We start from the raw sequence: 3,632 nt of genomic DNA, 5'->3' as shown, positions 1-3,632 counted from the left end.
GGGCCAGCGCGAGTGCGGCGGCATCCAGTTCGGCCAGCGGATCCCGGGTGTGTTCGAGGTAGTGGAACATGCTGATGACGTCGTACTGGTCAGCCAGATCGGCGGCGATATCGGGAAATAATCCGCGGTAGGCCCGATCCACCCAGCGTCGGCGTTCCGCCTCCTCGATGCCCGCCCCGATGTCGAGTGCGTCGAACGACGTCGTCGGCCAGACCGTTCTCGCCACGTTACAGAAATGTCCATGGCCGCCTCCCACGTCCAACCAGCGACGGGGCGTCGGTATCGACAGGCTGGCCCGGTGGAGATAAGGGCCCGGGCTGAATCCGAAGACCTCCTCGATCATGGCGGCGCCGAGCCCGTCGTAGAAGTCCCGGTAGTAGAAGTCCAGACCTTCGAAGGAGAGTCGGGGATTCTGGAAGACGTGGCCGCAGTCGCCGCACCGGTCGTAGCGGAACCGGCCGGGCTTCCCCTGGGAGACGTCGCGGCCATTCATGCGTACGGAGAGGTCGTTTCCGCCGCACCACGGGCAGGTCGTGCGAGGCGACTCGAGGAACCGGTCAAGACCGCCGGCGAGCTCCCGCCGGTACTGGGATCTCTTCTCGGCGATCTCCGTGGGGGTGAGCCTGCCCGCCGTTCTGATCGGTCGCGGAGCCCGCGGGCACGTCGCCGGGTCCGGGCCGATGGTCGGTGCGCCGAGAAGATCACGGGTTCGGCTCGGCATCCCCACCAGCTGGAGGAGGGCGCCGCGTCGCCGCGTCAGCATGCTGCGCCGCAGCGTCCCGGGCGTCACCCATAGTCGGCTACCGCCCACGGCGACCGGCTGCAGCCAGGACATCGTCACCGCCGCGAGTGCCGCGAGCGGGTTGCTGGTAGCCCCGAGCAGGATGGCGGCGTCCCGCAGCGCGGGCAGCACCCGTCTGGCGGGCTCCCACGCATAGGCGGCGCGGTGCACGGACAGCCGGGTGCGCCCGTCGTCCGGCTCGGCACCGACCAGGCCGGGCAGCACGGCGAGGTCGGTGGACGCGGCGGCGTGCCGTTTGCACGTCTCGAGCACGGCCACGAGCTCGGCCTCGGTGAGGTCGGTGAGGTCGGTGAGATCGGTGCTGTCCGCGGTGGTGAGGCCGGTGCGGGCCAGCACCTCTGCATCGACGAGCACCGCTTGGAAGGCACCGCGACCGCGGGCCAGYCGGGCTGACCGGTAGGTGGACGGGTCGACCATCCGCGCCAGGTCGAGGATCCGGTGCGCCGACATCTCGGCCGGGACCAGGTCGAGGACCTCGCAGCCGTGCCGACGCGCGTACGCGTCGGCCGCGCGGCGATGCTCGGGGCCGAGACGCACTCCGGAAGCGAGGAGGAGGACGTACGGCGGACGCTGCGCGTGAGGGTCGTCCGAGCCGGGCGCGCCCCCCGGGGGCCCATGGTCCACCGATTCGATGACGTCGATGGCACCTACCCGGCCGCGCAGCCGGATGCTGTTGAGGCCGATCCCCACACACGCGGCTACCGGGAGCCAGCCACGACGCCTCACCATCGGCCTCCTCTGAATATTTGATCCGCATCCGGTCCGCTGTCGGGAAGCCCCCGCAAAATACCTCTTGCCTCCGAATTGCAGCCGAAGCTTCACCGACCGCTCCGCGCTGCGCGGCTGAACCGGGTGGTCAGGCTGAACCGGGGCGGAACACGCAGCTGGGTTCGGCCGCACCCGCCGCGGCACGGGAGAACGTCACCGCAGGCACGCCGGAGCCCTGCGTCAGGGTCACGGGACTGGTCTGATTTTGATCTCCAGCTCTGGCGGTGGTCCGGCGGTGGGCGCGTCCTGGGCGAGGCGGTTCCAGAACTGCTCGACCATGGGTTGCAGCGGGCGAGGGCCGAGTTCGCGGATCAGGATGCCCAGCGCCTGGGTGTGCTCTGGATCGGGCTTGGTGGAAATGCCGGCGGCACGTAGGTCGCGGACCTGGCTGAGGGTGAGGTCGGCGAGCAGGATGATCAGCTGACCGTTTGTATAGCCTGCCGTACCGTCGGACAGCATGAGTATCCGAGAAGCCGTCATCGTCAACACCGCGTCGACCGCGGCCTTTGCAAGGCAGATCGGCCAGACCGCCTACTCCGCCTCGAAGGGCGGGCTGCCCGAGGTGACCCTCGGGGTGATCCCGGGCGCGGGCGGCACCCAGCGGCTGGTGCACGCGGCCGGCAAGGCCACGGCGATGCGGATGCTGCTCACCGGCGAGYCGATCATCGCCGCCGACGCGCTCGCCGACGCGCTCGCCGCCAGGCTGGCCGCCGAGGTCGTCCCCGACACCGGAACCCTTGCCACCGCGACGAAAATCGCCGAACGGATCACCGACAACTTTACCGGCCACTGAGGACAGACTATGATCTACCGATCATCGTGGATGACCGAGGAGCTCGACCAGCTCCAAAACCTCACCCGCACCTTCCTGGCCAAGGAATCCGAACCCAACCACGGGCGGTGGACCGAGCAGCACGCGGTCGACCGCGAGTTCTGGAACAAGGCCGGCGAGATCGGCCTGCTGTGCATCAGCTGCCCCATTGAGTACGGCGGCGGTGGCGGCACGTTCGCGCACGAGGCCGTGGTGTTGCGCGAGCAGGGCTACATCGCCGACGACTGCTGGGCCTACCTGGTGCACAGCCCGATCGTCGCGCACTACATCAACGCCTACGGCAACCACGAGCAGAAGCAGCGCTGGCTGCCCAGACTGGCGTCCGGTGAGTTCGTCGGCGCGATCGCGATGACCGAACCGGGCACCGGTAGCGACCTGCAGGCCGTGCGCACCACCGCCCGGCGTGAGGGTGACCATTACGTGATCAACGGTGCAAAGACGTTCATCACCAACGGTACCCACTGTGACCTGCTCATCATCGTGGCCCGCACCGGCAACGCGCCCGGCGGCAGAGGGCTGTCGCTGATCGTGGCGGAAACCCAGGGGCTGCCGGGGTTCGAACGCGGCCGGGTGCTGCAGAAGATCGGCGCGATGGGCACCGACACCCGCGAGCTGGCCTTCACCGACATGCGGGTGCCTGCGGTCAACCTGCTCGGTCCGGCCGAGGGCCAAGGCTTCGTGCAGCTGGTACAGCAGCTGCCGCAGGAACGGCTGTCCATCGCGGTGAATGCCGCGGCCGCCGCCGAACACGCCGTCGACTTGGCCATCGCCTACGCCAAGGAGCGCACGGCGTTCGGCAAACCCCTGCTGGAATTCCAGAACACCCGGTTCGTGCTCGCCGAGTGCCGTACCGAAGCGCTGGCGCTGCGCACCTTCATCGACCACTGCATCACCGAGCATGTGGCCGGCCGGCTCGACGGAGCAACCGCGTCCATGGCCAAATACCTGGCCACCGACAAGCAGTGCGAGATCGTCGACCGCTGCCTACAGATCTTCGGCGGCTACGGCTACATGACCGAGTACCCCATCGCCCGCATGTACGCCGCCGCCCGCGTCCAGAGGATCTACGGCGGCACCAACGAAATCATGAAGGAGCTCATCGCCCGCTCCCTCTGACCGGCAAGAGACCAACCACGCCTGGAGCCGGGTCTGTTCGGTACGTGGGGGGTTCGGGGGGTTCGGCCCGCCCGGTGGACATGGCGGAACGACAAGGTCCGCCTCCGCGCGGAC

At 68.8% G+C, this 3,632-nt stretch carries 4 protein-coding genes; 2 read left to right on the top strand and 2 right to left on the bottom strand.

Annotated features, from left to right (window positions below; genetic code table 11):
- Positions 1–1,531: class I SAM-dependent methyltransferase (locus tag KBI5_RS06285; protein WP_085014549.1), on the bottom strand; the 1,531-nt coding region annotated here is incomplete at its 3' end.
- Positions 1,532–1,756: 225 nt separating this feature from the next.
- On the bottom strand, positions 1,757–2,029 hold the full coding sequence (locus KBI5_RS06280; protein ID WP_049760852.1) for a hypothetical protein: 273 nt from the start codon (positions 2,027–2,029) through the stop codon (positions 1,757–1,759).
- Between KBI5_RS06280 and KBI5_RS06275 the strand changes: the two genes are divergently transcribed.
- Positions 2,028–2,363 (top strand): enoyl-CoA hydratase-related protein, encoded by a 336-nt coding sequence (locus tag KBI5_RS06275; protein ID WP_076804323.1) that lies wholly within the window; start codon positions 2,028–2,030, stop codon positions 2,361–2,363. The two genes, KBI5_RS06280 and KBI5_RS06275, sit on opposite strands and share 2 nt — an antisense overlap.
- 9 nt (positions 2,364–2,372) lie before the next feature.
- Positions 2,373–3,518 (top strand): acyl-CoA dehydrogenase family protein, encoded by a 1,146-nt coding sequence (locus KBI5_RS06270; RefSeq protein WP_043590993.1) that lies wholly within the window; start codon positions 2,373–2,375, stop codon positions 3,516–3,518.
- Positions 3,519–3,632 lie beyond the last annotated feature (114 nt).

It is taken from the genome of Frankia sp. KB5 (assembly GCF_002099325.1).
GTDB lineage: Bacteria > Actinomycetota > Actinomycetes > Frankiales > Frankiaceae > Frankia > Frankia casuarinae.
Note: the sequence above shows the minus strand (reverse complement) of the source record. Positions and strands in the feature narration are given on the sequence as shown.

Excerpts from the sequence above, each read along its gene's own strand:
- KBI5_RS06270 (WP_043590993.1), top strand. The coding sequence starts at position 2,373 with ATGATCTACCGATCATCGTGGATGACCGAGGAGCTCGACCAGCTCCAA.
- KBI5_RS06280 (WP_049760852.1), bottom strand. The coding sequence starts at position 2,029 with ATGCTGTCCGACGGTACGGCAGGCTATACAAACGGTCAGCTGATCATC.